This is a genomic window from Streptomyces sp. NPDC058620, from assembly GCF_042717135.1.
GTDB lineage: Bacteria > Actinomycetota > Actinomycetes > Streptomycetales > Streptomycetaceae > Streptomyces.
Genome location: NZ_JBHXQO010000014.1, coordinates 103,005 through 129,287 on the forward strand (window position 1 = coordinate 103,005; position 26,283 = coordinate 129,287).

Here is a 26,283-nt window from a genome sequence, read left to right on the forward strand (position 1 = left end):
GCCGTCAGTAAACCGTCCGCCACTGACAAGTGACGCCCTGCCTTGCAGGATGGGAGCCAGACCCCCGTGATCCCAGGTGCCTCACCGCTTGTGCGCAAGTGCCCTTACGCGTCCCTCTTCCGCACCGCCCACCAGCCCGCCAGGAGCGCCACCCCGGCCCAGACCGCTGTCACGGCCAGCCCCGTCCACGGTCCGAGGCTGCCCTCCGGACTCTGGTGCAGTACCAACTGCCCCGCCCGGTCCGGCAGATACTGGGCCACTCCCCCGGCGATGTCGCCCACCACGAAGGAGACGATGAGGATGAAGGGGATGAGCAGACTCAGGACCGCGACCGCGCCGCGCAGCAGGGCCGCAAGTCCCGCGGCGAACAACGCCATCAGGGCCAGGTAAATGCCACCGCCGAAAGCCGCGCGCAGAGCGCCCGGCTCCCCGAGACCGATCGCGTACTCGCCCATGAACAGCTGACCCACCAGGAACGAGGTGAAGCTGGTTACCAGTCCCACGACGAGCGCGAGCCCTCCGACCACCGACATCTTGGCGAGGTAGAAGCGGCCCCTGCGGGGCACGGCCGAGAGCGATATTCGCAGCGCACCGTTCAGATACTCGGACGAGAGAGCCGTCGCCCCGAAACTGATGGCCGCGATCTGGCCGAAGTTCAGCGCGTAGAACGCTGCAAAGACCAGCTCGGCATCCTCGTTGTCCGCCTCCGCCTGTCCGACGGTGGCAGAGGTGAGCACCGTGACGGCCAGCGTGGCAAGGAAGACCGCCATCAGCGAGCCCGCGACCGACCGGACTGATCGGATCTTGATCCACTCGGAGCGGAGAACTGCGGTCGTCGACATGGTCACGCCTCCTGGCGAGTGGTCGGGGAAGCGCCGGCGGACACGAATTCGGTCACCGAAGCCGTGAGATCGAGGTATGCCTGCTCCAAGGTGAGCTGTTCGTCGAGCAGTTCGAGGATGGGGATACCCTCGAAGGCGGCTATGGCGCCGACTTCCTCCGCTCTGACCCCGTCGACGGTCCAGCGGCCGTCCTCACCCTGCACCGGGTCGTGCCCCTTCCGGATCAGGACGTCCCGGAGTCGCGCGGACTCGCTGGTTCGCAGCCGCACGCGAGGCTTGCCGCGGGCAGCGAGGAACTCCCGCATCGGCAGATCGGCCAGCAGCCGGCCCTTGCCGAGAACCACCAGGTGGTCGGCGAAGGAGGAGGTCTCGTTCATCAGATGGCTGGAGACGAGGACCGTCCGGCCTTCCCGTGCGAGCCGCTTCATCAGCTCACGTATCCAGACAATGCCTTCGGGGTCCAGCCCGTTGGACGGCTCGTCCAGCATCACCACCTCCGGGTCTCCGAGGAGGGCGGCGGCTATGCCGAGGCGCTGCCGCATACCGAGCGAGAAGGTCTTGATCCGCTTCCCTCCTACGTGGCCGAGGCCCGCGTCCTCAAGAACCTCCTCGACCCTCGCGTCAGGGATGCCGTTGCTCGCGCTGAGCGCCAGCAGATGGTGCCGCGCGGTCCGCGAGCCGTGGGCCGCCTGGGCGTCGAGCAGGGCGCCGACCTTGCGCAACGGGTTGTCAAGGGCCGCGTACGCCTGTCCGCCGATCGTGGCCGTGCCGCCGGTGGGCCGGTCCAGTCCGAGGACGAGCCGCATGGTGGTGGACTTGCCCGCGCCGTTCGGGCCGAGGAAGCCCGTGACCCGGCCTGGCCGCACACTGAACGTGAGGTGGTCCACGGCGCGGGTGGCGCCGTATTCCTTGGTGAGCTCATGGACGTCGATGCTGGTCATGTCCTCAGCCTGGCCGCCGCCCCCGTGCCGCGGCCTCCCCCGCCGGTGTAGATCGTCTCCCTCGCTCGGGGGAGCCGCCGCGGCAGCCGCACTGGCACGATGAGTCACATGTACCGCTTCCTCGCTCCGCTGGCCAGGCCGGCCACGTACAGCCGCTGGCTGCACCTCGTCAGTCCGGCCGCGGTGGCCAGTGTGTGGCTGTTCATTTCCCCGGACACGCCGTGGATGCCCATGGTCATGGCGGTGCCGGTCGGGCTGCTTCCGGCGATGCGCCTGGCCGAGGGCATACAGGGGCAGTTGCTGCTCACACCGTGGGAGCGTGGCCGGCCGGACGCGACGATCTCGGTGGCGCCCGCGACGACATGGGCTGACCGGTGGCGGACCGTGCTCTGGCTCGAGGTGCGGTTCCTGCTCGCGATACCGGCCATGTTCGCGACCGTCTGGCTGCCGGCCACGTCCGTCGACCTCGTCCTCACAGCCTTCGGGAACGGACCCAGTAACGACTGGCTGGTAAGGGGAGTCGAACCCCACTGGTGGTACGCGCTCCTGGCCCCCTTGCCGGTCCTGGTGCTGTTCGGCCTGATCACGGTGGGCGGCACCATGGCCGTGGCAGCCGCGGGGTGGCTGCTCGGGCCCACCGCCACGGAGAGGATGACCGTCCTGGAGGCGCGCACTGAACAGTTGCTGGAGCGCAATCGCATCGCGCGCGAACTCCACGACTCGATCGGGCACGCGCTGACGGTGGCCGTCGTACAGGCCGGCGCCGCACGCGCGGCGAACGATCCCGCGTTCACGGAGCGGGCGCTCGCCGCGATCGAGGAGACGGGCCGGGAGGCGTTGGACGACCTGGAGCGGGTGCTGCGGGTATTGCGCGAGTCGGGCACTCCGGTAGGCGGGCGGCCCACGCTCGTCGAGGCGGACCGGCTTCTGGATTCCGCGCGCGGCTCGGGTGCGAAGGTCGACGCCGAGGTGTCCGGGGCGCTGGACCTGGTCCCCGCTCCGGTGTCCCGCGAGGGGTATCGCATCCTCCAGGAATCGCTCACCAACGCACTGCGTCACGCGGGTTCCGTGCCCGTCCGGGTGCGGATCAGCGTGGTGGACGGGTGGCTGGAGCTCGAAGTGGTGAATCCGCTCACGGGTTCGTCGAGCGTGTCGGGCGGTGGCACCGGGCTGCGGGGCATACGTGAACGGGCCGCCCTGCTGGGAGGAAAGGCGAAGACCGGCCCCTACGACGGCGAATGGAGGGTGCACGCGAGCCTTCCGCTGGAGCACATACGCTGAGTGGATGCCGGTTACCGTTCTTCTGGTCGACGACGAACCTCTCGTGCGCGCGGGACTGCGTGCGGTCCTTGACGCACAGTCCGATATCGAGGTGGTGGGCGAGGCGGGCGACGGCGCCGCGGTGATCCCGCTGGTGCGTCAGCTGCGGCCCGATGTGGTCGCCATGGACGTGCGCATGCCGCTGATGGACGGCATCGAGGCGACCAGGGTGGTGCTGCGGACGGTGCCGGATCCGCCGAAGATCCTGGTGGTGACCACGTTCGAGAACGACGAGTACGTCTACGAGGCGCTGCGGGCGGGCGCGGACGGGTTCCTGCTGAAGCGAGCGAGGCCCGCCGAGATCGTCAACGCGGTACGGCTGGTGGCGGAGGGTGAGTCACTGCTGTTCCCGGCCGCGGTCCGGCAGCTCGCCGCCGAGTACGGCACGAGCAAGGCGCGTGCGGCCATGGAGCTGGCATCGCTCACCGAGCGGGAGGAGGCGGTGCTCCGGTTGATGGCCAGGGGGCTCTCCAACGCGGAGATCGCCACCAAGCTGGTCGTCGGTGTCGAAACGGTGAAGTCGCATGTCAGCGCCATTCTGGCGAAGTTGGGGGCCAGGGATCGGACGCAGGCGGTGATCGCCGCCTACGAGTCCGGCTTCGTCGCTCCGAGCTGACGTAGGTCACCTCTCGATACCGGCTCCGTCCAGTGGTCGCTGCGTCCCCGACCAGCGAGTACGATCCGGCAGAACATGCGCGCGAGCTGGGAGGACACACCGTGGGGAGGCTGACCGGCGGGGACCCGTCACTGTTGAGGCGGATCAATTCCGCGGTGGTACTGCACGCCCTGAGAGGCGCGGGTTCCCCCACTCTGACGGACCTGACCCGGATCACGGGGCTCTCCCGCCCCACGGTCGAGGGTGTCGTCGAGGGCCTCTTCGAGGCCGGGCTGGTCGTCGAGGCACAGGCCGACGAGGGCGAGGCGAGGCGGCAGGGGAGGCCGGCCAGACGGTTCCGTTTCCGGGCCGAGGCCGGGCATCTGATGGGCGTCGAGATCGGCCCGCACCGGGTCTCCGCACTGCTGTCGGGGCTGGACGGCCGGATCATCGGTGCCGGCTCGCGCGCGGTGTCGGAGACGGCGGGTGCCGACGAGCGGCTGGACCAGGTCCGGACCGTGATCGCCGATCTGCTGCGGCGTACCGGGGTGGCCCGCAGCAGTCTGCGGGCGGTCGGCGTGGGCAGCCCGGGCATCGTGGAGGCCGACGGGACCGTGCGGCTGGGGACCGCGCTGCCGGAGTGGACCGGTCTGGCTCTCGGGGAGCGGCTGCGGCGTTCGTTCCGCTGTCCCGTGCTCGTGGAGAACGACGCCAACGCCGCGGCGGTGGCCGAGCATTGGAAGGGCGCGGCGACGGAGTCGGACGACATCGTGTTCGTCCTCGCGGGACTGAGCCCCGGGGCCGGCTCGCTGATCGGGGGGCGCCTGCACCGCGGTTTCGGTGGGGCGGCCGGGGAGATCGGCGCGCTGCATCTGCTGGGCCGGGATGTGACGCCGGAGCGGCTGCTCTCGACGACCGACACCCCGCTCGATCCTCTGGACGAGCATGCGGTGGCCGCGGTCTTCGCGGAGGCCCGGCGCGGTGACGCCGGTGCGCAGGCGGCCGTCGAGCGGTTCATTCAGCGGCTGGTCCACGATGTCGCGGCTCTGGTGCTCGCGCTCGATCCGGAGCTCGTGGTGATCGGGGGCTGGGCCGCCGGGCTGGACGGCGTCCTCGACCCGCTGCGCGGGGAGCTGGCCCGCTACTGCCTGCGCCCTCCGCGGGTCACACTCTCCCTGCTGGGCGAGGCGGCCGTCGCGACCGGGGCCCTGCGGCTGGCGCTCGACCATGTCGAGGAGCAGCTTTTCGCGGTGGAGGGCACGGTAACGGCCCGCCGCTGACTGCGACGGGCCGCACGGTGCACCTGAGCGGGCGGCTCGGGGCCTGGGGTGCAAACGGTCAGGAAGCCTGCCGCTCCTGGCCTTCATGACTGATTTCCAGAGCGCCCGAGTCACCGAAGGTGAGCCGGCAGGTGTCGGCCCGGTAGGTGGCTACGGAGACTGCCGCCGTGCCGCCTGCCGCGAAGTAGCGTGTGGTGACCACGAGTACCGGGGCACCCGGGAGCCTGTCGAGCTCCTTGGCGTCGTCCGCCCGGGCCGACCCGAGCTCCACCGAGCGGTCCTGGCCGTTGAGTCCCAGACGGTCCAGCTCACGCAGGACGCTCCGCGCGCGGGCGGGGCCCGACGGTGCGTCGATCGCGGAGAGGGCGGGCACCGAAGCGGCCGGGACGTAGAGGAATTCCGCCGCGAGCGGCTGTCCGTGACTGACACGGATGCGGCGCACCCTGTGCACGGTGTCCCCGCCGTCCTCGTCGAACATCGCGCTCACGGCCGCCGGGGCGGGCCCGGTGGTGCAGTCGACGGGCTGCCATGTCTCACCGGCGCCGCCCGTCCAGTCCTGCTGCGCGGTGGACACGGCGACACCCACGCGGGGCGGGGCGACGGTGGTCCCGACGCCGCGGCGGCGCTGGAGCCGGCCTTCGAGTTCCAGCTGCTCCAGAGCCTGCCGGAGCGTGGCTCGGGCGACGCCGAACCGGGCCGCGAGGTCACGCTCGTTGGGCAGGATCTCCCCCACCGCGAAGTCCGAGTCGAGTGCCTCACTGAGCACGGTCTTGAGGTGCCAGTACTTCGGCTCCTGTACCGATTCCAGCTGCGTGGTCCCCACCCTGTCCTCCGCACTCGCCCAACGGCTTTCCGCGACGTTATTTATTAAAGGTTCCTGTCTTAACGTTGTGACCATAGGACGGCACATCTCCTTGGTCAAGACCAATCCTTATTCAGTAACGGAGCGAAACGGTGCCACGCCGCAGAGCGTTCACAGGACGTTCTTGGTGCCGTGAGCCGCGCGCAGCACAAAGCCCCACGTCCGGGCGGGTCCGTGGGGCTCGGCGCATGGGTCGTGAGGGACTGGCGTTACATATAGGCAGAGGGCGGGCAGGAGTTACGCAGTGGGCATTCCGGCGAGTTTGTCTGGGTTGCGAACGAGATAGACGCATTGGATTACGCCGTCCCTGATGTCCACCTGGAAGAAGGTGTCCGGCCTGCCGTTGGTGAGGATCACCACCGCCACGCCACCATTGAGCTCGGCCAGCCGGAATTCCATGTCCGCCGACGGTTCCCGCCCGACGGCGATGAGGAAGCGGCCGACCTTGTCCGCGGTCTCGATGACCCGCCTCGGCGCCTTCGACTTGCCGCCGCTGTCACTGACGAGTCGCACATCCGGCGCCAGCAGGGCGAGCAGCTGTTCGAGATCACCGCCGGACGCCGCGGCGAGGAAGCGTTCGGTCAGGTCGCGGCGCGCGACCGGGTCAACGTCGAAGCGTGGTTTGCGCTCCTCCACATGACGCTTGGCACGTCCGGCGAGCTGACGAACGGCGGCCTCGGTCCGGTCGAGAGTGGCGGCGATCTCCGCGTACGGGAATCCGAACGCCTCGCGCAGCACGAAGACGGCCCGTTCCAGCGGCGAGAGGGATTCGAGTACGACGAGTACGGCGAGGGACACGGATTCGGCGAGGACCGCCCGTTCCGCGGTGTCGGGGACGGAGGGACCGAAGTCGGTGACGACCGGTTCGGGCAGCCACGCCCCGACATACGCCTCGCGCCGTGACTGGACGTGGCGCAGCCGGTCGATGGCGAGGCGGGTGGTGATCCGTACGAGGTACGCCCTCGGCTCCCGTACGCCCTCCCGCTCCACTGACGACCAGCGCAGCCACGCCTCCTGCACCACGTCCTCGGCGTCGGCGATGCGACCGAGCATGCGGTAGGCGACTCCGGTGAGCACGGGCCGGTGTTCTTCGAAGACGTCGGTCAGGGTGTTGGCAGTCACCGTTCCATCCCAGCCCACCCGCGGTGTGCTGTCCAGCGGGAATCGCCCGCGCTCTTGAACTGCAAGCTACTGGGCGGTAATTGTGACTGACACGACGTCTAAATCCTTGGGGAGCAGCCGTATGGCCACCACGGCCTCGTTCACAGTCGGTTCCGGCGGAGAGCGGCACAGCGTGTCGATGGCGTACGAGCGAACAGGGTCCGGTGAGCCCCTGTTGCTCCTCCACGGCATCGGGCACCACCGTCAGGCATGGGACCCCGTGGTGCGGATTCTCGCCGCCGAGCGGGACGTCATCGCCGTGGACCTGCCGGGGTTCGGCACGTCCCCGGGCCTGCCGGACGGCCTCCCGTACGACCTGGCCACGGTGGTCCCCGTGCTCGGCGCGTTCTGTGAGGAGCTCGGTGTACGGCGCCCGCACGTGGCCGGGAACTCCCTCGGAGGACTGCTCGCCCTCGAACTCGGCCGCCGGAAACTCGTCCGGTCCGTGACGGCACTGTCCCCGGCCGGATTCTGGACGCCTGGCGAGCGCCGCTACGCCTTCGCGACGCTGCGCGCGATGCGCCGGGGCGCTCTGTCGATGCCGCCTTCCCTGATCGAGCGGCTCTCGGCCGGGGCGGCGGGACGCGCGGCGCTGACGAGCACCATCTACGCGCGGCCCGGACGCCGTTCACCCGAGGCCGTGGTCGCGGAGACGTTCGCGCTGCGCGAGGCGACGGGTTTCCATCAGACGCTGGCCGTCGGCAGGAGCGTCGACTTCACCGACGACGTACCCGGCCTCCCCGTCACCATCGCCTGGGGCAGCCAGGACCGGCTGCTCCTGCGCAGGCAGGGAATCCGTGCGAAGCACATCATTCCGGGGGCCCGGCTGGTGCGGCTGCCGGGCTGCGGACATGTCCCGATGAACGATGACCCCGCGGCGGTGGCGCGCGTGATTCTCGACACGAGCCGCTGAGCGGTCCGGGTCCGTGGCGGGCGGCCGCGGCCGAAGGCCCTCTTGTTCACCTGGGGTTGGCGCGGTGGCCGCTGCCAGGCACTAGGCATGGGTCGGCAGCAGTCACCTCTGCCCCGCCCGCTCCATCGCCCCGGAGGCACCTCGATGTCGTCGCGTACGCACGTCCCGCACCCCGGCCGCCGCACCGTCCTGCGCGGCTCGCTCCTCGCCTCGGCCGCCGTCACCCTTCCGGCCACCGTCGCCGCGGCTCCGGCCTTCGCGCTCTCGGGCCGCCCGAGTGCGGCGTGGGGTGTCCAGACCGGTGCGGTGACCTCGTCGTCCGCCCTGGTGTGGGTGCGGTCGGACCGCCCGGCCCACATGCTCGTCGAGACGGCGGCCACCGGGTCGTTCCGCCGTGCTCGCATATGGCACGGCCCGCTCATAGGGTCCCGTACGGACTTCACCGGCACGACGTCCCTGTACGGGCTGCCGCCGGGCGAGCAGGTGCACTACCGGGTGACGCTCGTCGACCCGCACGATCCGCGCCGTACGGGCAGGCCGGTGTACGGATCGTTCCGCACGGCCCCCGCGAGGCGCCGTGACGGTGTGCGCTTCCTCTGGTCGGGCGACATCGCCGGCCAGGGCTGGGGCATCAACCCCGACATCGGGGGCTACCGGGTGTACGACGAGATGCGCCGCCTGGACCCGGACTTCTTCCTCTGCAGCGGGGACAGCATCTACGCGGACGGGGTGATCGAGCCGAGCGTGACACTGCCCGACGGCCGGATCTGGCGCAACATCACCACCGAGGAGAAGGCGAAGGTCGCCGAAACCCTCGACGAGTACCGCGGGAACTTCCGCTACAACCTCCTCGACGAGAACGTGCGCGCCTTCAACGCGCAGGTGCCCTCCATCGTCCAGTGGGACGACCACGAGGTCCGTAACAACTGGTACCCCGGCCAGATCCTGGACGACCCGCGTTACACGGAGAAGAACGTGGATGTGCTGGCGGCCCGGTCGGTGCGGGCGTTCAGCGAGTACGTCCCGGCCCCGGCGGCTCACGGCCCCTCCGGCGGGGGGCGGATGTACCGCGTCGTGCGGCACGGCCCCCTCCTGGACGTCTTCGTCCTGGACATGCGCTCCTTCCGCAACGCCAACTCCCCGGGCCGCCAGGCCGACGACACCACCGGCATCCTCGGTGCCGAGCAACTCGACTGGCTCAAGCGGGAGCTGTCGCGGTCGCGCGCCACCTGGAAGGTGATCGCCGCGGACATGCCGCTGGGGCTGGTCGTCCCGGACGGCGCCACGAACTTCGAGGCGGTGGCCCAGGGCGATCCCGGCGCCCCGCTCGGCCGCGAACTCCAGGTCGCCGAACTCCTGCGGCACATCAAGCGGGGCCGGATCACCGGCACGGTCTGGCTGACGGCCGACGTCCACTACACCTCGGCGCAGCACTACTCCCCCGAGCGCGCGGCCTTCAAGGACTTCGCGCCGTTCTGGGAGTTCGTCTCCGGACCGCTGGCAGCCGGGGGTTTCCCGGCGAACAAGCTCGACGCCACCTTCGGACCCGACCGGGTCTTCCTCCGGGCACCCGAGCGGGCGAACGTCTCCCCCATGGAGTCGCCGCAGTACTTCGGCGAAGTGGACATCGACGGCGACAGTGGCGAGCTGACGGTACGCCTGCGGGCTCAGGGCGGGACCGTCCTGTTCAGCAAGGTGCTGCAGCCGGGACTCACAGGTCAGTGAGCCATAAGGCAGCGGGAGAACCAGACAAAATGAGACGATAGACAACCAGATCCACACTTAACCCATCAGTCACAAGCCGTTCGTGATCAGGCAACACCGCTCGGTCACAGTAGGGACATGACTGATGTGACATCCGCGAAGAGTGCCCGCCGCCCCCACCACTGGCGGCGGGACCTGATCGAGCTGGCCGCCCTGTTCACGGCGGTCGCCGTGGCCGACGCGATCGCCAACCTGATCGGGCACCAGCCCGACGGCCCCTATCTGCTGATCGCCTCGGCCGTGGCACTCGTCGCCACGGCCGCGTTCCACACCTGGTGGGCCAGGCGCCACAGTCACGCCCCGCCGGGCGCGGCCGACGACGGGGCGGCACCGGACGCCGGAGCCGGGGCCTCCCTGACCGTCGAGGACACCGTCCTGTGGCGGGTGCGGACGACCGTGCGGGACGCGCCGGGCAGCCTGGCCGCCCTGTGCATCGCGCTCGCCCGCTTCCGGGTCGACATCCTGACCCTCCAGACACATCCGCTGGCCGACGGCACCGTCGACGAGTTCCTGCTGCGGGCACCCGCCACGCTCCAGGCCCAGGAGATCACCCGGGAGATCTCCGCGGCGGGCGGCAGCTCCACGTGGATCGAGCGCGCGGACGCCCACGACCTGGTCGACACCCCGACCCGGGTCCTCGGGCTCGCCACCCGTACCGCCCTGGACGCTGCGGAACTGCCGCTCGCGCTGCGCCAGTTGCTCGGCCGCTGCACCATCCACTCGCTGCCCGCCGTCTCCATCACCGGCCGTCCCACCGGCGAGAGCGCACCCGTCGAAGGCGTGCTGGAGGAGACCACGATGCGGCTGCGCGATCCCTCCGGCGGTGTCATCACCGTGGAGCGTCCGCACCTGCCGTTCACACCGACCGAGTTCGCCCGGGCCCGCGCCCTCGTGGAGCTCGACGCGCGGCTCGGCCCCCGTGTCCCGCGCGGCGAGGCCGTACTCACCCTCCCCGAGGGCAACGAGATCACCGTGCGCCGCGCTGACCGCGGCGATCTCGCCGCAGCCCGCGCCATGCACGACCGCTGCTCCGAGCGGACCCTCGGACTTCGCTATCACGGCCCGGTCCGCGATGCCGACCGCTATCTCGATCACCTGCTGAGCCCGCGCTTCGGCCGCACTCTCGCCGTGCAGACCGCCTCCGGCAAGCTGGTGGCACTCGGTCACCTGCTCTGGGACGGCGACGAGACCGAGGTCGCCCTGCTCGTCGAGGACGACTGGCAGCGCCGTGGCATCGGCTCCGAGCTGCTGGGCCGACTCGTGGCGCTGGCCGTCGAGGCCGGCTGCGAGAGCGTGTACGCCGTCACCCAGGCCCACAACACGGGCATGGTCGCGGCGATGCGCGGGCTCGAACTGCCCCTCGACTACCAGATCGAGGAAGGCACGCTCGTGGTCACAGCCCGACTGGACGCTTCTCCCGTCCGTTCGCTGCCGCCGTACGAGCGGGCTGAGCAGACGGGCCGCTGAGCGCCTGGCACAGGTCGGCCCACAGGTCCTCGACGTCCTCCAGGCCGACCGACATCCGCAGCAGCCGGTCACCGACGCCGGATGCCTGCCGGTCTCCCTCGGCCACAATGCGGTGGCTGATGGAGGCCGGGTGCTGGATCAGCGAGTCCACGCTGCCGAGGCTGACGGCGGGCGTGATGAGGCGCACCGACGCGATGACCCGGTGCGGGTCCCCGTACACCTCGAACGAGACCATCGCGCCGCCCACCCGCGGGTAGTGGACACGGGCGATGCGCGGGTCGGCGGTGAGCCGCCTGGCGAGCTCGGCGGCGCTCGCCGACGCGGCGCGCACCCGCACCGGCAGCGTGGACAGGCCCCGCAGCAGCAGATATCCGGCGAGCGGATGCAGCACTCCGCCGGTGGCGAACCGCACCTGGCGCAGGGTCGCCGCGAACTCCTCGTCGCAGGCCACGACTCCGCCCATCACATCGCCGTGGCCACCCAGGTACTTGGTGGCACTGTGCAGCACGATCCGCGCACCGTGCTCGAGCGGCCGCTGGAGCACCGGGGTGGCGAAGGTGTTGTCGACGAGCAGCGGCACGGACCCGCAGGCGTGCGCGACGGCCCGGATGTCCACCTCGGCGAGGGTCGGATTGGCGGGGGTCTCCACCATCACGAGGCCGGTGTCGGGGCGGATGGCGTCGGCGATGCCCGCCGGGTCGGTCCAGGTGACCTCCGTGCCGAGGAGGCCGGCGCCCAGGAGGTGGTCGCTGCAGCCGTAGAGCGGGCGGACGGCGACCACATGGCGCAGGCCGATGCCGGCACGGGCCAGCAGGACCGCGGTGAGGGCCGCCATCCCGCTGGCGAACGCGACGGCGCTCTCGGTCCCTTCGAGACGGGCCAGGGCGGTTTCGAAACGGCCCGTGGTCGGGTTGTCGAGGCGCGCGTAGACGGGCGGCCCGTCCGGCCGGGCGCCGGTGGTGGCGAAGGCGTCGATCCGCTCGGCCTCACCCCTGGAGTCGTACGAGGGGTAGGTGGTGGACAGGTCGAGCGGCGGGGCATGCAGTCCGAGGGAAGCGAGGTCGTCGCGTCCGGCGTGCACGGCTTCGGTGGCCAGCGCCCTGGACGGGGATGTGGTCCAGGGCGTCGTCGAGGCTTCGGTGTCCATGTCACTACTCTGAACAGCTACCGGGCCCTGGGGGCCGACCCCCGTGTTACGTTCGGCGTATGGCTGATTCTGTCGCTCTCGATCCGGTGGATCTGCACATTCTGCGGCTCCTCCAGAACGATTCACGGACCACATACCGGGAGCTGGCCGCCGACGTCGGGGTGGCTCCGTCCACCTGCTTGGACCGGGTGACCCGGCTGCGCCGCTCCGGCGTCATCCTCGGGCACCAGCTGCGCCTCGACCCGGCGCGCATGGGCCGGGGCCTGCAGGCTCTGCTCCTGGTGCAGGTCCGGCCGCACCGCCGTGAGCTGATCGGCCCGTTCGTGGACCGGATCAGGGCGCTGCCGGAGTCCCGCGCGCTGTTCCATCTCACGGGCCCCGACGACTACCTGGTCCAGGTGGCCGTTTCCGATACCGCGGACCTCCAGCGGCTGGTGCTGGACGAGTTCACCTCGCGCCGCGAAGTGGCCCGGGTGGAGACCCGGCTGATCTTCCAGCAGTGGGAGTGCGGTCCCCTGTTGCCACCGGGTTCGTCGTCGGGGCCACCGGCCGGTCCGCCGTCGGGACCGCCTTCGGCCAGCTAATTTCCGGTGGTGGTGACGTGGAGCACCTCGTCGTACGAGGATGTCCGCATGTCAGACACTTCCCAGAGCGCGCTGCCCCGCCAGGTCGCCGACGCCTACGTCGACGCATTCATCGAACTCGACCCGATCACCGGTACGTACATGGGCGTTGCCGGAAGCGCACGCCGGCTGCCCGACTTCTCGCCCGCCGGTCAGGCGGCCCTCGCCGGCCTCGCCCGCGAGACCCTGGTGAAGCTCGACGCGGCCGAGAGGCTGCCGGGCGCGGACAGCGATGCCGAGCGTCGTTGCGGACGGCTGCTGCGCGAGCGGCTCACGGCCGAACTCGGCGTCCACGACGCCGACGAGGGACTGCGGGGCGTCTCCAATCTCCACTCGCCCGTGCACAGCCTCCGTGGGGTGTTCACGGTCATGCCGACCGACACCGACGAGGACTGGGCCGCGGTCGCGGGCCGTCTGCGCGCCGTCCCGGCCGCGCTGGAGGGATACCGCGCCTCGCTCGAACTCGGCCTGGAGCGAAAGCTGTACGGGGGTCCGCGCGCGACCACCACGTTTGTCGAGCAGCTGACGGAGTGGTCCGGCGCCGACGGCTCGGGATTCTTCCAGGACGTCGTCGCCCCCGGTCCCGCCGCGCTGCGCGCGGAGCTGGACACCGCGGCCGGCCAGGCCGCGGCGGCGCTGGCCACGCTGCGCGACTGGATGAGCGAGGTGTACGCCCCGGCGATCGAGGGCGCTCCCGACACCGTGGGCCGCGAGCGGTACGCGCGCTGGGCGCGCTACTACAACGGCACCGACCTGGATCTCGACGAGGCGTACGCGTACGGCTGGTCCGAGTACCACCGTCTCCTGGTCGAGATGAAGACCGAGGCGGAGAAGATCCTGCCCGGCGCCGGCCCCTGGGAGGCCCTCGCGCATCTCGATGTGCACGGCAAGCACATCGAGGGCGTCGACGAGGTGCGCGCCTGGTTGCAGGAGCTGATGGACGAGGCCATCGAGGCGCTCGACGGCACACACTTCGAACTGGCCGAGCGCGTACGGAAGGTGGAGTCCCACATCGCCCCGGCGGGCGGCGCCGCCGCCCCGTACTACACCGGTCCCTCCGAGGACTTCTCGCGTCCCGGCCGGACCTGGCTGCCCACGATGGGCGAGACCCGCTTCCCCGTGTACGACCTGGTCTCCACCTGGTATCACGAGGGGGTTCCCGGCCACCACCTGCAGATCGCGCAGTGGAGGCACGTGGCGGAGAACCTCTCCCGCTACCAGGCGTCGGTGGGGCAGGTCAGCGCCAATGCCGAGGGCTGGGCGCTGTACGCGGAGCGGCTGATGGACGAGCTGGGCTTCCTGCCCGACGCGGAGCGCCGCCTCGGCTATCTCGACGCGCAGATGATGCGCGCCTGCCGGGTGATCATCGACATCGGCATGCACCTGGAGCTGGAGATTCCGGCGGACTCGCCGTTCCACCCGGGCGAGCGGTGGACACCGGAACTGGCCCAGGAGTTCTTCGGCAGCCACAGCGGCCGGCCCGCCGACTTCGTCGAGAGCGAGCTGACCCGCTACCTGTCGATGCCGGGCCAGGCCATCGGCTACAAGCTGGGCGAGCGCGCCTGGCTGCTGGGCCGGGAGAACGCCCGCAGGGCACACGGCGACGCGTTCGACGCGAAGGCGTGGCACATGGCGGCCCTCTCGCAGGGGTCCCTCGGCCTGGACGATCTGGTGGACGAGCTGTCCAAGCTCTGATCCCGCGGCCCGGCCGCTCGCGCGGCCGGGCCCCGCTCGGTCCAGAGCCTTGAAGCCCGGCCGCCGTCGGCCGGAAGCCGCAGCGAACGCGAGATCCGCGAGTGCGGGCTCGTAGACGTGTCGATGAAGGCGTGCGGTCCGCCGTCGCCCATGACAGTGGCGTACTCCGCCGGCCGGTCCGCCCGGCGCGCGGCGAGCCACAGCAGGCTGCGCGCCAGGACTGACCGCTTATCTGCACTTCACCCAGACGAGGTATGTGGACCTGTGCGAAGGCCGGGGCTGGGCGAAAAGAAGGTGCGCTTGGCAAGGCGGTGTCGGCAGGATGCCTGGAGTGACTGACTTGCCGAGCGATGCCGTCCCGCCCCGTCGTGTCCTCGATGCCTTCGGTGTGAAGGGCATACCTGTCCCGTTGGCTGGTGGACAAGGAAGAAGCGTTCTTGTCAGTGGGTTTGTGTTCAAGCCTGCGGAGGGAGCTGAGGATGAGGTCGAGTGGGCTGCTTCCCTGTTCGAAGAACTCGCGCCAGGCAGGGGTTTCCGCGTTCCGCTGCCACTCCGGGCCGCCGACGGGCGGAGCGTCGTGGACGGCTGGACGGCCAGTGAGTTCCTGAGCGGTGAGCCAGGTCCGCAGGGGCAATGGACTGGTGTGCTCAGCGCCGGCCGTGCCTTCCATGCTGCCCTGCGACACCTGCCCCGGCCCGACTTCCTTGATCGGCATAGCCATCCCTGGGCTGTGGCCGACCGGGTCGCGTGGGGCGAGCAGGGCATCGACGTGATCGAGGACCTCACCGCGCCGTACTCGACTCTGCTGGAGCTGAGGCGCCCCGTTGAGCAGGACGCGACTCAGCTCATTCACGGCGACCTGACCGGCAATGTGCTTTTCGCCGCGGACGACGAACCAGCCGTGATCGACTTTTCGCCGTACTGGCGGCCTCCGGTGTTCGCCGAGGCCATCGTCGTCGCAGACGGCCTGCTGTGGTTCGACTTTCCGTCCGACCTGCTGACGGTTCTTAGCGATCATCCCGACTGGCAGCAGATGGTGATTCGTGCGCTGATCTTCAGACTCGTCGCGCACAGCGAGAGCGCGGGGCCGTCGGGACAAGCTCAGTCCGGTGAGCCGGAGCGGTATGTGAGGGCGACCGACGCTGTGGTGAAGAAGCTGGCGGCGTTTCAGGGGTAGTCCTCTCTCGGCTGGTTTCCAGCTGCCTCGAACCCGCCCAGGTAGGCCAGGACGCGCCGGGTGGAGGCCCGGTGCTGTTCGGCGGTCCGCGCGGAGGCTGCCGGGGAGGCGTCGTGCGCGAGCTGGCCGATGAGCAGCGGCGTGGCGGCGGACAGATCCCCGAAGGGGCGCGGCACGGTGGTCGCCGAGGCCGGTCGGGCCTCGATCTGGCTGGAGGCGAAGCGGCTGGCGAAGGCCGGCTCGTCGCCGGTGTGGGTGTGGCGGCGGCTGACCCCGGTGGTGGGACGGGCGAGGTCAGGCACCGAACACCGCCTCGATGTCCGCTGCGGCGTAGCCCGCGGATAGTGCTGGGCCGTCCGGGGCGAGGCGTAGTGCTCGGTGAGTTCGTCGAAGAGTTCCTCGATGTGGACGGCCAGACAGCGGTTGGTGGTCTGGATGTCGGTGTGCCGCCCACCACCGGCGTAGGTTCCAGCGGACTGCGGTGCCCCAGCGCGCGGCGCCGCTGAGCCGAGTGCGGCACCGGGTTGACGACCGGGCCGCGGCCCTGATGCGCGTGGAACTCGTAAAACCCGCTGATCACCGTCAGAGCATTGTTGATCGTGCGCGGCGCGTACCCGGCGCACAGGGACGCTTTACCTGTGCGGAGATCGACCGTCCCGGCCACCGGAGCATCGGCCCGGCGCCGCTGACGCCGCGGGTTGGCGGCCGAGCGCAGCCAACCCGTCAGCACCGCGACCTCCGACTCCGTCGCCCGCTCCCACCCGGTGCCCAGCCAACCACAGCAGGCGGAACCACTGCAGCATCCCGTAGCCGTAGCTGCGGCAGGTCAGCGGGCTGGAATCCCCAAGCGCCAGGTCCCGCAGAAACGCGGGACCGGCTCGACCTCGGCACCCGCCGCATCGAGCATCGCGTACGGGGGATGTGCCAGGTTGACCTCGACGACTCGTCCGAGCCGCGGGATGGCCCGCTGGCCCTCCATCACCTCATGGCGTACATCCATTACTTGCTCCTTGATCGCAGCCTGTTACGCCGTGACCAACGAGGTGAGGATGGTGCAGTTGACAGAGCAACACTGTCGCGCCGGCCATCGGAGATCAGCAGCCGCAGTCCTCGGAGTCGGCAGGTGCGGTGAGGGTGTCGGCGGTGCGCCGCTCACGCCCTTCCCAGGTCTCGAACTCGAATCCCTCACGTGCCCAGTACTCGAAGCCGCCGAGCATCTCCTTGACCTGGTAGCCGAGTTCGGCGAGGGCCAGGGCGGCGCGCGTCGCGCCGTTGCAGCCGGGACCCCAGCAGTACGTGACCACGGGCACGGCCGGGTCGAGGAGTTCGCGGGCCTGCTCCGCGATGAGGGCGGTGGGCAGGTGCACCGCGCCGGGGATGTGCCCCTGGTCCCAGGAGGCGGTGGAACGGGAGTCGATGACGACGAATCCCGGGTCGCCGTCCGCCGCGAGGGCCGCCGCGACGTCGGAGACATCGGCGTGGAAGGCGAGCGACGCGCCGAAGTAGGCGGCCGCCGCAGCCGGCGAGGCCGGCGGGACGCGCAGGACGGGGTTCGTTCCGGTGGTGCTCAGCTGTGAGGTCATGGCCAGAAATCTACGGGCAGTGATCATGTACCGGAAGTGACGATCCCCGGCATTCCACTTGATTCGCCGGGGATTTCCCTGTTGCCTGGCGAACATGACCGACTATTCCCCGGACGCCACCGACTGGCGCATCCTCGATGTCCTTCAGCGTGACGGCCGGGCCTCGTTCGCCGAGCTGGCGCGCGCCGTAGCGATGTCCCCGAGCGCGGTCACCGAACGGGTGCGCCGCCTGGAGGAACTGGGCGTGATCAGCGGTTACGCCGCGGTGGTGGACCCCGAGCGGCTCGGACTGCCGATCCTCGCCCTCGTACGGCTGCGCTACCCCAACGGCAATTACAAGCCGTTCCACGATCTGACGGACACGACACCGGAGATCATCGAGGCGCACCACGTGACGGGTGACGACTGCTTCGTGCTCAAGGTCACCGCCCGGTCCATGCGCCACCTGGAAGAGGTCACCGGCAGGATCGGCAGCCTCGGCGCCGTGACCACCAGCATCGTGTACTCCTCCCCGCTCCCCCGGCGGCCGATCAGCCGCTGAGCCCGTCCGCCGCGCGGAGGCGCACCGCCGAACCGTGCCGTTCCTTCACCACTTCGAGCTGGGCGGGGATGCGGCGGCGCAGATCGGCCACGTGGCTGACGATGCCGACACTGCGGTCCCGTTCCCGCAGCGAGTCCAGGACGTCGAGCACCTCGTCGAGGGTCTGCTCGTCCAGGCTGCCGAAGCCCTCGTCGATGAAGAGGGTGTCCAGCCGTACGCCGCCGGCCTCGTCGGTGACGACATCGGCGAGGCCGAGTGCCAGCGCCAGCGAGGCGAAGAACGTCTCGCCGCCGGACAGCGTCGCCGTATCGCGCTCCCGGCCGGTCCAGGAGTCCACGACGTGCAGGCCGAGCCCGGCACGGCGGCCACCGGAGCGGGCGTCCGAGTGGACCAGGGTGTAGCGGCCCGACGACATCTTCTGGAGCCGGGCGGTGGCAGCGGCGGCGACCTGTTCGAGGCGAGCGGCGAGCACGTACGCCTCCAGACGCATCTTGCGCTCGTTGTCCGCGGAGGTGCCCGCGGTCAGCCCGGCGAGCCGGGCCACCTGCTCGTACTCCCGGCGCAGCGGCCCCTGCGCGCGAACCTCCGCGTCCGCCCGGCGCGACAGCCGGTCGAGTTCGGAGCACCGTTCGCGGGCGGCGGACAGCGCCGCCCCGGCGTCCCGCAGCAGCCGCTCGGCGGTGTCGTACGCGGCCTGCGCGGCATCCGGTGCCGCCGGCGGGCGTTCGGCGGCGGCGCGCGCGTCCTGTTCCGCGAGCCGGTCGGCGACGGCGGCGGCCTCGGCCTGCCAGGCGTCGATCCGGTGCTGGAGCCGACGCTGTCCCGCGTCGGTGAGCAGGGTCGCCGCCGCGGCGTCCGGGGTGTCGAACCCGGCCTTGAACGCGGCGTCGGCCAGCCGGTCGTCGGCCTCCTTGCGCCGCTGGGCGGCGCTCTGCTCGGTACGTACCGCGTCGGCCGCCTCGCCAAGCAGTTCCACCCTGCGCTCCAGCCGGTGGGCGTATGCGGCGACCGTGGCGGACTCGCCGCGCGCCGTCGCCAACTCGGCTTCGAGCGCCGCCTGTTCCCGGTCCAGCGCCTCGCGCTGAGAGGTACGGGAGGCGGCGCGGCGCTCCGCCTGCCGGCACTGGTCGAGCCTGCCGGCCTGCTCGCGCTCGGCGGCTGCGAGGGCTTCCCTGGCCGCGTGCATCCCGGCGGCCAGCCGGTGGGCGGAGGAGTGTTCCCTGGACAACCCGACGACGAGCGCGTCGAGTTCGGCGACCGAGGGGCCGGTGACGGTGACGCCGTCCGTCTCCTTCGGCGCCTCTCCCCCTTCGGGCCCCTCCGCCGCCTCGGCGCTCGCCGCGGCGAACCGCTCACGTACGGCGCCGAGTTCGTGCTCCGCCGCGGTGCGTGCCGCTTCGGCACTGCGGTGCGCGGCGAGTGCCACTTCCTCGGTCGCCCGGTCCACATGCCCGTCTCCGGGCCGTGCGGGGTCCGGGTGCTCGGCGGAGCCGCAGACCGTGCAGGCTGCGCCGTCGACCAGTCCCGCGGCGAGTTCCGCCGCGATGTCGCGCAACCGCCGCTCCCGCAGGGCAAGCCAGTGTTCGTGTGCCGCGAGTGCGCTGTCGCGGGCGTCGGACATCCGGCGGGCGGCGGCCGCCGTCTCCTCGGCGAGCGCGTCACGCCGGCGGGCCGCGTCCAGCCTCCGGCGGGCGGGGGCCAGCCGGCCGGCCAGCTGCTCCGCGCGGGTCGCCGCCTCCTGGGCGTCCTCGATGCGTTCCTGGAGCTCGCGGCGGGTGGCGTCCCAGCCGGCGAGCCAGTGCCCGGTCTCCTGGATCAGTTCGTCGTCTGCGCGCGACTGCCGTTCGAGCGTGGCGCGTTCGGCGTCGATCGCCGCGCTGCGGCGCTCCGCCCGGCGCGCCGCTTCCAGTCCGCCCAGTTCCTGGCGGAACCGGCGTTCCAGCGTGGCGAGTTGCTCAGCGCCCGCGTCGGCCAGGTCGGCGGGAAGCCGGCCGCGCGACCGCTCACGGGCCTCGCTCGCCGCGCGGTAGGCCCGTTCCGCCTCGTCGCGCAGGTCCAGTGCGGGAGCGACCAGATCTGCCTTGCGCGCACGCTCCAGCTGTTCGCCGCAGCTCTCTCGTTCGGGGCGGCCCGCCTCCAGAGCGGCGGCGCGGCGCCCGGTCTCCTCGTACCGCTGCTGGAGCCTGGCGAGTTCGCGTTCCGCGTCGAGTGCGCGGCGGGCGGCGGCCTGGCGGCTCTCGGCGGCGGACAGCGCCCACTCGGCGACGGTGCGCCGTTCCCGTGCCCCGGCACGTGCCACGGCAGCCCACTCCAGGACGCCTTCGGCGAGTCCGGGCTCACCCGGCTGTGCCTCGGGCAGCGGCCACTCCCGTCCGGCGGGCCCGGCCGCCTGCGCGATCCGCTGGGCGAGGCCGATGATCTGTTCGTCCCCGGCCCTGACCTGGGCCTCGGCGCCACGGCGCAGCTCGGCGAGCCGTTCCTCGACAGCCGCGAAGCGCCGGGTGTCGAAGAGTCTGCCGAGCAGCCTGCCGCGGGCCTCCGCATCCGCGCGCAGGAAGCGGGCGAAGTCACCCTGGGGCAGCAGGACCACCTGGCAGAACTGTTCCCGGTTCATCCCGATGAGCTCGGAGAGCTCCTCACCGATCTCCTGGTGCGAACGGCTGAGGGCGCGCCAGCCCTGCTCGGAGTCGTACTCGCGCAGCCAGCTCTGCGCCTTCTCCGTCGTGAAGCCGGTGCCCTTCTTCTTGCGGCGCGGCTGGGCCGGGCGCCTGGTCACTTCCAGGCGGCGTCCCCCGACGGTCAGCTCCAGGCAGACCTCGGTGGTCAGGCCCTCCGCCGCGTGATCACTGCGCAGGGAGGTCCCTGGGCTCTGCCGGGCACCGGGCACCGCCCCGTACAGGCCGTAGCAGACTGCGTCCAGAACCGAGGTCTTCCCCGCGCCCGTCTGGCCGTGCAGCAGGAAGAGTCCGGCTGAGGAGAGCGCGTCGAAGTCGATCTCCTGGGCGGCGCCGAAGGGGCCGAAGGCCGTGATGGTGAGCCGGTGGAGCCTCAACGGGACACCTCGTGCACGCCGGCGTCGACCCGTACGTCGTCGAAGGCGGAGCGCAGCACCGTGCGTTCCCGCTCGTCCGGTCCGCTGCCGCCGCGCACATGGGCCACGAAGTCCTCCGCGATCTGGTGGTCGTCACGTCCCTTGAGGCGCTGTGCGTACGAGGCGGAGGGGTCCTCGGGGGCCCGTTCCGGGTCGAAGACGAGGCTGAGGGTGTGCGGGAAGCGCTCGACGAGGCGGGCCATCGGGTCGTCCGGGCGCACCGGGTCGGTCAGGGTGGCCTCGACCCAGGAGTCCTCGTGCTGTTCGTGACGCGGGTCCTCGAGCAGGGTGTCGAGGTGTCCGCGGAGCCGGGCGAGGCGGCGGGGCACCGGGCAGTCGACACGCTCGGCGGCGACGGAGCCCTCGCCGTCGAGATCCACCAGCCACATCGTCTTGCGGTGGTCCGCCTCGGAGAAGGAGTAGGCGAGCGGAGAGCCGGAGTAGCGCACGCGTTCGGTGACGCGCTGGCTGCCGTGCAGATGCCCCAGGGCCACGTAGTCGACGCCGTCGAAGACTCCGGCGGGCACGGCGGCGACGCCGCCGACGGTGATGTCGCGTTCGCTGTCGCTGGGCTCGCCGCCCGCGACGAAGGCATGGGCGAGGACCACCGACCGGGTCCCGGCGGGCCGGCTCGCGAGGTCGGCGCGGACACGGTCCATGGCGGCCGTGAGGACGGCCTCGTGGCCCGCCTTCGAGGCGCCGAGGGTGTCCTTGACGAGGGCGGGTTCCAGGTAGGGCAGCCCGTAGAACGCCACCTCGCCGTGTGCGTCGCGCAGGACGACGGGGGTGTCGCAGCCCTCGGGGTCGGTACGCAGATGGATCCCGGCCCGCCCGATCAGACCCGCGCCCACGCCGAGCCTGCGGGCCGAGTCGTGGTTCCCGGAGATCATGACGGTCGGCACGCCGGCGGCGGCGAGCCGGTGCAGCGCGTCGTCGAACAACTCGACGGCGGACAGCGGCGGCACGGCCCGGTCGTAGACGTCACCGGACACCAGGACGGCGTCGGCCCCGCGCTCCTTCACCGTGGCCACCAGGTGGTCGAGGAAGGTCCGCTGCGCGTCGAGCATCGGAACACGGTGGAGCGAGCGGCCCAGATGCCAGTCGGACGTGTGCAGAATCCTCAAGACATCACTCCGACGGCCACGACCTGCATGTTTCTCTTCCTCCACCCCGGGGCCGACCCGTGATCGCACGATCGGCACCGACCACGCTAACGCCGGTCGCCCCCGGAACCCGCATCAATCACGGATTCAGACGTCCCCGTACGCTTCCCCGCCCAGTTCGAGGGTGGCCGAGCCCGCCGTCACATCGGCCAGCCAGCCCGTGAATCCCGCGACATCGGCGTCCGGTAGCCCGATCCCGATGGTCACCGCCTCCGCGTATGTGACCTCGCGCACGGCACGGCCGGTGGCCCGCAGGTCGTTCTCCAGCTTGCCCGCGCGCTGGTGGTCCACCGTGATGGTGGCCAGCCGGAAGCGCTGGCGCGTGATCGTGCCGAGCGCGTCGAGTGCTTCGCCCACCGATCCGCCGTAGGCCCGGATCAGACCACCGGCCCCGAGCTTCACTCCGCCGTAGTAGCGGGTGACGACCGCGGCCACGTAACGCACCTCACGGCGCATGAGCATGTGCAGCATGGGAACACCCGCGGTACCCCCGGGCTCCCCGTCGTCGGACGCCTTCTGCACGGAGGCGTCGGCGCCGATCACGTACGCGAAGCAGTTGTGGCTGGCGGTGGGGTGCTCCTTGCGTACGCGTGCGACGAAGTCCTGCGCCTCCTGCTCGGTGGCGGCGGGGGCGAGCGCGCAGATGAAGCGCGAGCGGTTGATCTCGGTCTCGTGCACGCCCGCACGGGCGACTGTCCGGTACTGCTCCTGCATCCGGCCACCCTATGCGCCGCCCTGCCGGGGAATCCCCGGCGCCTGCCGTGGGTTGCGCAGGCAGTCAGTATTCGCGTCCGCAGGAGGGCATGGCATGTACGGCGACCAGGACACCATCCGCAAGATCCTCACCGATTCCGGCGACGTCTGGGCCGTCGTGGGCCTGTCGTCGAACGAGGCCCGGGCGGCCTACCGTGTCGCCGCGGTCCTCCAGCGTTACGGCAAGAAGATCGTGCCGGTGCATCCCAGGGCCGAGACCGTCCACGGGGAGCCCGGGTATCCGTCCCTGGACGCGATTCCCTTCGACGTCGACGTGGTCGACGTGTTCGTGAACAGCGACCTCGCGGGCGCGGTCGCCGACGAGGCCGTCGCCATCGGTGCCAAGGCCGTCTGGTTCCAGCTCGGTGTCATCGACGAGGCCGCCCATCGGCGCACCACGGCCGCCGGACTCGACATGGTCATGGACCGCTGCCCGGCGATCGAACTCAAGTCCCTGCGCTAGGACACGGTGACCGGCCGTCCGCCGTCACCCTTCGTCCCATGCTGCCGCCTGCTCCTGAAGGGCCTGGATCAGAGTCGTGACCGGAAGGTGGTCGCGGCGACGGCCGAGCGTGGCGACGCCGATGTGCCGGGTCGGAGCCGACGATCTGATCGGGACGGCGCGAAGGCCCGGGACTTCCGGTGCCAGCGCGATGGACGGGATCAGCGAGATTCCCACGCCCGCGGCGACGAGCGAGCGGGCGAAGAAGTAGTCGGTCGTGGTGCTTCGGATCTCTGGGTCGAAGCCCGCACGCTCGGCGTAGCGGCGTAGGTACGCCTCGGTCTTGAGGCAGCCGAGCACCCAGGGCTCGGCTGCCAGGTCGGCGATGTCGAGCACATCGCGACCGGCCAGTCGATGCTCCTCGGGCAGGACGATGTGCAGCGGGTCCTCCATGAGCGCAGTCCACTTCAGTGTGGAGCCCCGGCCCGGCTGTCCGGGCAGCGGGCCGTCGAAGTGGTAAGCGAGCGCGAGGTCCACAGTGCCCTGCCGGACCAGGGGCAGGCTGTCCTCGGGCTCGCCCTCCCTGACATGGAGAACGGTGTCGGGATGGGCTCGCGTCAGCTTGGCGAGGGCGCCGGGGAGCAGGAGCCTGCCGCCGCTGGTGAACGTAGCCACGGTGAGCTGGGTGCGGCCCGTGCTCAGCCGGTCGACCTGCTGCTGTGCGTGCTCGAGCTCGGCGGCAACCGACTCGGCGGCTCCGACCATGATCCGGCCGGCTCCGGTGAGGGTGACCCCGCGGGTGCTGCGCGCGACCACCTGGGCACCGAGGCTGCGCTCCAGGGCGGCGACGTGCTAGGAGACGGCCGAGGGGGTGAGGTGGAGAGCTGCCGCCGCCTGGTTGAAGCTGCCGCGCTCCGCAACCGCCCGCAGAACACGCAGCCGCTGTACGTCGATCAACAGTTCTCCTTAATACGGATCCAGTAACTGAGCACTTCCACTGTGGACAGGAGGTGGCCAGGGTAGAGGGCATGGAGAAGATCTGCGTCATCGGCGGCAGCCGGTACTTCGGCAAACTTCTGGTCCAGCGCCTGCAGGCGGCGGGTTGCCAGGTCACTGTGCTCAACCGCGGCTCCAGCCTGCCCCCCTCCGGTGTCGAGCACCTCGTCGTCGACCGCGACGACGAGGCCGCCCTCGTTGGCGTGCTCGGGTCCCGCACCTTCGATGTGGTCGTCGACCAGATCTGCTACACCCCGGTGCAGGCTGCGATCGCCGCCCGCGCGTTCCACGGTCGTACCCAGCGGTACGTCATGACGTCCACGATCGAGGTGTACGACCCGGCGACCACCGGGCTGCCATCCGTCCCACGGGACACTCCGCTGCCGGAGGAGATCGTGGACCCGGCCGCTTGGCCGGTCCGGACGGATCTGCCCTGGCAGGACGACGCGTACCTGGAGGCACACTACGCCGAGGGCAAGCGCCAGGCGGAGGCGGTTCTCACCCTCGACGGCGGGTTCGACTTCGCCTCCGTGCGCAGCGCCCACGTACTCGGTGGCGGCGCACAGGAGTTCACCGGCCGGCTGGCTCACTACGTCGAACACATCACCCGGGGCACGGAGATCGCCGTGCACGCCGAGGAGCTGCCCACGGTCTTCATCCATTACGAGGAACTGGCTGACCTGCTGCTGTGGGCGGCCACGGCGACCGGCTTCACCGGCCCGCTGAGCGCCTGTTCCGACGGCCTGCTCGACGTACGCGACCTGAGCGCCGCGATCGCCGCGCAGGTCGGCCGGGAGCCCGTCCACCGCACCGCCGGTGCGCGGGAGGACACCTCGCCGTTCTCCTTCGACCGCCACTACGCGATGAGCAACGCCCGTGCGAAGGAGCTGGGCTTCGCCTTCTCCCGCACCACCGACTGGCTGCCGGGCGCCGTGACCGAAGCCATCGGCGCATCCGCCCCGCACATCGTCTGAAGGACAGGTCCGCCATGGAGTACCGCACCATCGGAAGCACCACCGTCAGCGCCATCGGCCTTGGCGCCATGCCACTGTCGATCGAGGGCCGCCCGGACGAGAGGCGGGCCATCGCCACGGTCCACGCCGCCCTCGACGCGGGGGTCACCCTCATCGACACGGCCGACAGCTACCACTGGCACGCCGACGAGGCCGGTCACAACGAACTCCTCGTCGCCCGCGCCCTGGCCGGCCACGGCAGCGACACCTCCGGTGTCCTGGTCGCCACCAAGGGCGGTCGCGGCCGGCCCGGCGACGGCAGCTGGACCGTGACCGGCACCCCCGAACACCTCAAGCGCGCCGCCGAGGCATCCGTGAAGCGACTGGGCGTCGAGGCCATCGGCCTCTACCAGCTGCACAAGCCGGACCCGGCCGTGCCCTGGGCCGATTCCGTCGGCGCGCTGCGCGAGCTGCTCGACGCCGGCACGATCCGCACGGCCGGTATCTCCAATGTGAGCACCGGCCACATCCTCGAGGCGCACGCAGTCCTCGGCGACGGGCTGGTCTCCGTACAGAACCAGTACTCTCCCGCCGTGCGCGGCAGCGAGCCCCAGCTGCGGCTGAGCACACAGTTGGGCCTGGCCTTCCTGCCGTGGAGCCCGCTGGGTGGCATCTCCCGCAGCTCACTCGACGGCCCGTCGGGCCCGACGTCTGCGGGCACCGCCTTCCACCACATCGCGGCCGAGCATGGCGTCAGCCCGCAACAGATCGCCCTGGCCTGGCTGCTGGCCCGCTCCCCTACGGTGATCCCGCTGCCAGGAGCCAGTCGCCCGGCAACGGTTCAGGACTCCGCCCGGGCCGCCGGACTCAAGCTGAGCGAGGCGGAGGTGATGCGGCTCGACGACGCTCGGTAGGCGGTGACGTCTCACCCGCCCCCGCCGCTGAGATGCCACGACTCGGCTCAACCGCGAGGC

General features: G+C 71.1%; 24 protein-coding genes and 1 pseudogene. 13 read left to right on the forward strand and 12 right to left on the reverse strand.

Annotated elements, in window-relative coordinates; all coding sequences use genetic code 11:
- Positions 1 to 104: 104 nt before the first annotated feature.
- A complete protein-coding gene (locus ACFWSK_RS16605) occupies positions 105 to 848 on the reverse strand; it encodes an ABC transporter permease (protein ID WP_383786021.1) in 744 nt (247 codons plus the stop codon).
- Positions 845 to 1,783 (reverse strand): ATP-binding cassette domain-containing protein, encoded by a 939-nt coding sequence (locus ACFWSK_RS16610; RefSeq protein WP_383786024.1) that lies wholly within the window; start codon positions 1,781 to 1,783, stop codon positions 845 to 847. Before ACFWSK_RS16610 ends, ACFWSK_RS16605 begins: the two co-directional genes overlap by 4 nt.
- Positions 1,784 to 1,891: 108 nt before the next feature.
- Here ACFWSK_RS16610 and ACFWSK_RS16615 point away from each other — a divergent pair, with 108 nt between their 5' ends.
- The 3 genes from ACFWSK_RS16615 to ACFWSK_RS16625 all read left to right on the forward strand — a co-directional run bounded on the left by ACFWSK_RS16615 (position 1,892) and on the right by ACFWSK_RS16625 (position 4,978).
- Positions 1,892 to 3,064 carry a sensor histidine kinase gene (locus ACFWSK_RS16615; protein WP_383786169.1) on the forward strand — a complete coding sequence of 391 codons (1,173 nt, stop codon included), beginning with the start codon at positions 1,892 to 1,894 and terminating at the stop codon, positions 3,062 to 3,064.
- 4 nt (positions 3,065 to 3,068) lie between these two features.
- Positions 3,069 to 3,719, forward strand: coding sequence for a response regulator (locus tag ACFWSK_RS16620; protein ID WP_383786027.1), 651 nt, complete (start codon positions 3,069 to 3,071; stop codon positions 3,717 to 3,719).
- 101 nt (positions 3,720 to 3,820) lie between these two features.
- Positions 3,821 to 4,978: an ROK family transcriptional regulator gene (locus tag ACFWSK_RS16625; RefSeq protein WP_383786030.1), complete on the forward strand. Its 1,158-nt coding sequence runs from the start codon at positions 3,821 to 3,823 to the stop codon at positions 4,976 to 4,978.
- 58 nt (positions 4,979 to 5,036) lie between these two features.
- Here the strand turns inward: ACFWSK_RS16625 and ACFWSK_RS16630 are convergent, their stop codons facing one another.
- Both ACFWSK_RS16630 and ACFWSK_RS16635 read right to left on the reverse strand, forming a co-directional pair.
- Complete coding sequence (locus ACFWSK_RS16630; RefSeq protein WP_383786033.1) at positions 5,037 to 5,801, reverse strand: GntR family transcriptional regulator; 765 nt, start codon at positions 5,799 to 5,801, stop codon at positions 5,037 to 5,039.
- Between the two features lie 276 nt (positions 5,802 to 6,077).
- Positions 6,078 to 6,962, reverse strand: coding sequence for an RNA polymerase sigma-70 factor (locus tag ACFWSK_RS16635; RefSeq protein ID WP_383786035.1), 885 nt, complete (start codon positions 6,960 to 6,962; stop codon positions 6,078 to 6,080).
- Positions 6,963 to 7,083: 121 nt separating this feature from the next.
- Here ACFWSK_RS16635 and ACFWSK_RS16640 point away from each other — a divergent pair, with 121 nt between their 5' ends.
- From ACFWSK_RS16640 to ACFWSK_RS16650, 3 genes are all read left to right on the forward strand, one after another.
- Positions 7,084 to 7,914: an alpha/beta fold hydrolase gene (locus ACFWSK_RS16640; RefSeq protein ID WP_383786038.1), complete on the forward strand. Its 831-nt coding sequence runs from the start codon at positions 7,084 to 7,086 to the stop codon at positions 7,912 to 7,914.
- Positions 7,915 to 8,058: 144 nt separating this feature from the next.
- On the forward strand, positions 8,059 to 9,639 hold the full coding sequence (locus ACFWSK_RS16645) for an alkaline phosphatase D family protein (RefSeq protein ID WP_383786040.1): 1,581 nt from the start codon (positions 8,059 to 8,061) through the stop codon (positions 9,637 to 9,639).
- A 126-nt stretch (positions 9,640 to 9,765) separates the two neighbouring features.
- Positions 9,766 to 11,145, forward strand: coding sequence for a GNAT family N-acetyltransferase (locus ACFWSK_RS16650; RefSeq protein WP_383786172.1), 1,380 nt, complete (start codon positions 9,766 to 9,768; stop codon positions 11,143 to 11,145).
- Here the strand turns inward: ACFWSK_RS16650 and ACFWSK_RS16655 are convergent.
- The gene (locus tag ACFWSK_RS16655) at positions 11,072 to 12,292 is read right to left on the reverse strand and encodes a trans-sulfuration enzyme family protein (RefSeq protein WP_383786043.1); all 1,221 of its coding nucleotides are present in this window, start codon (positions 12,290 to 12,292) and stop codon (positions 11,072 to 11,074) included. The genes ACFWSK_RS16650 and ACFWSK_RS16655 overlap by 74 nt on opposite strands.
- Positions 12,293 to 12,351: 59 nt before the next feature.
- On the opposite strand from ACFWSK_RS16655, the gene ACFWSK_RS16660 reads away from it, so the two are divergent.
- The 3 genes from ACFWSK_RS16660 (at position 12,352) to ACFWSK_RS16670 (ending at position 15,787) form a co-directional block, all read left to right on the forward strand.
- Complete coding sequence (locus tag ACFWSK_RS16660; protein WP_383786046.1) at positions 12,352 to 12,876, forward strand: Lrp/AsnC family transcriptional regulator; 525 nt, start codon at positions 12,352 to 12,354, stop codon at positions 12,874 to 12,876.
- 48 nt (positions 12,877 to 12,924) lie between these two features.
- Positions 12,925 to 14,610, forward strand: a complete 1,686-nt coding sequence (locus tag ACFWSK_RS16665) for a DUF885 domain-containing protein (protein ID WP_383786049.1) — start codon at positions 12,925 to 12,927, stop codon at positions 14,608 to 14,610.
- 331 nt (positions 14,611 to 14,941) lie between these two features.
- A complete protein-coding gene (locus ACFWSK_RS16670) occupies positions 14,942 to 15,787 on the forward strand; it encodes an aminoglycoside phosphotransferase (protein ID WP_383786052.1) in 846 nt (281 codons plus the stop codon).
- On the opposite strand, the gene ACFWSK_RS16675 is transcribed toward ACFWSK_RS16670, so the two are convergent.
- The 3 genes from ACFWSK_RS16675 to ACFWSK_RS16685 form a co-directional block, all read right to left on the reverse strand.
- Positions 15,778 to 16,089: a hypothetical protein gene (locus ACFWSK_RS16675; RefSeq protein WP_383786055.1), complete on the reverse strand. Its 312-nt coding sequence runs from the start codon at positions 16,087 to 16,089 to the stop codon at positions 15,778 to 15,780. The two genes, ACFWSK_RS16670 and ACFWSK_RS16675, sit on opposite strands and share 10 nt — an antisense overlap.
- Before the next feature lie 524 nt (positions 16,090 to 16,613).
- Positions 16,614 to 16,787, reverse strand: a complete 174-nt coding sequence (locus tag ACFWSK_RS16680; protein WP_383786058.1) for a hypothetical protein — start codon at positions 16,785 to 16,787, stop codon at positions 16,614 to 16,616.
- Between the two features lie 94 nt (positions 16,788 to 16,881).
- A complete protein-coding gene (locus ACFWSK_RS16685) occupies positions 16,882 to 17,376 on the reverse strand; it encodes a rhodanese-like domain-containing protein (RefSeq protein WP_383786175.1) in 495 nt (164 codons plus the stop codon).
- Between the two features lie 88 nt (positions 17,377 to 17,464).
- Between ACFWSK_RS16685 and ACFWSK_RS16690 the strand changes: the two genes are divergently transcribed.
- Positions 17,465 to 17,911 carry an Lrp/AsnC family transcriptional regulator gene (locus ACFWSK_RS16690; RefSeq protein WP_383786061.1) on the forward strand — a complete coding sequence of 149 codons (447 nt, stop codon included), beginning with the start codon at positions 17,465 to 17,467 and terminating at the stop codon, positions 17,909 to 17,911.
- Here ACFWSK_RS16690 and ACFWSK_RS16695 read toward each other — a convergent pair.
- The 3 genes from ACFWSK_RS16695 to ACFWSK_RS16705 all read right to left on the reverse strand — a co-directional run bounded on the left by ACFWSK_RS16695 (position 17,901) and on the right by ACFWSK_RS16705 (position 22,879).
- On the reverse strand, positions 17,901 to 20,963 hold the full coding sequence (locus ACFWSK_RS16695) for an AAA family ATPase (RefSeq protein ID WP_383786065.1): 3,063 nt from the start codon (positions 20,961 to 20,963) through the stop codon (positions 17,901 to 17,903). The two genes, ACFWSK_RS16690 and ACFWSK_RS16695, sit on opposite strands and share 11 nt — an antisense overlap.
- Positions 20,960 to 22,126 (reverse strand): exonuclease SbcCD subunit D, encoded by a 1,167-nt coding sequence (locus ACFWSK_RS16700; protein WP_383786067.1) that lies wholly within the window; start codon positions 22,124 to 22,126, stop codon positions 20,960 to 20,962. Before ACFWSK_RS16700 ends, ACFWSK_RS16695 begins: the two co-directional genes overlap by 4 nt.
- A gap of 126 nt (positions 22,127 to 22,252) precedes the next feature.
- The gene (locus tag ACFWSK_RS16705; RefSeq protein ID WP_383786069.1) at positions 22,253 to 22,879 is read right to left on the reverse strand and encodes a YigZ family protein; all 627 of its coding nucleotides are present in this window, start codon (positions 22,877 to 22,879) and stop codon (positions 22,253 to 22,255) included.
- A gap of 94 nt (positions 22,880 to 22,973) precedes the next feature.
- On the opposite strand from ACFWSK_RS16705, the gene ACFWSK_RS16710 reads away from it, so the two are divergent.
- On the forward strand, positions 22,974 to 23,381 hold the full coding sequence (locus ACFWSK_RS16710; protein ID WP_383786072.1) for a CoA-binding protein: 408 nt from the start codon (positions 22,974 to 22,976) through the stop codon (positions 23,379 to 23,381).
- A 24-nt stretch (positions 23,382 to 23,405) separates the two neighbouring features.
- Here ACFWSK_RS16710 and ACFWSK_RS16715 read toward each other — a convergent pair.
- Positions 23,406 to 24,317: pseudogene (locus ACFWSK_RS16715) on the reverse strand (LysR family transcriptional regulator).
- 71 nt (positions 24,318 to 24,388) lie between these two features.
- Here ACFWSK_RS16715 and ACFWSK_RS16720 point away from each other — a divergent pair.
- Entirely contained in the window at positions 24,389 to 25,330 is a 942-nt protein-coding gene (locus tag ACFWSK_RS16720; protein ID WP_383786178.1) for an NAD-dependent epimerase/dehydratase family protein, read from the forward strand.
- Between the two features lie 14 nt (positions 25,331 to 25,344).
- The gene (locus ACFWSK_RS16725; RefSeq protein WP_383786075.1) at positions 25,345 to 26,223 is read left to right on the forward strand and encodes an aldo/keto reductase; all 879 of its coding nucleotides are present in this window, start codon (positions 25,345 to 25,347) and stop codon (positions 26,221 to 26,223) included.
- Positions 26,224 to 26,283 lie beyond the last annotated feature (60 nt).